General features: G+C 45.4%; 1 protein-coding gene. It reads left to right on the top strand.

Annotation, left to right across the window (positions count from 1 at the left end):
* The coding region (locus tag A3729_RS10575) for a formate/nitrite transporter family protein (protein ID WP_197475782.1) at positions 1–271 on the top strand (271 nt) is incomplete at both ends.

Below are 271 nucleotides of genomic sequence, written 5' to 3'. Positions count from 1 at the left end.
AACTTATGGTTACAACACTGACGGCGGTGCCTTGGCAGCTAAAGTGAGCACCATTGGTGAGTCAAGAACACTGGGTTATCAAGCGCATGGTGCTGATGGCTGGTTCACGATATTTATTCGTGGCATGCTGTGTAACTGGATGGTATCGATGGGTGTTGTCGGTGCAATGATTTCAACCTCTGCAACGAGTAAGATCATTGCAATGTGGATGCCGGTAATGCTCTTCTTCTTTATGGGCTTTGAACACTCTATTGTAAACATGTTCCTATTC

Source organism: Oleiphilus sp. HI0043, assembly GCF_001634935.1.
The sequence above is the reverse complement of the archived record's forward strand: the minus strand, read 5'-3'. Positions and strand labels throughout refer to the sequence as shown.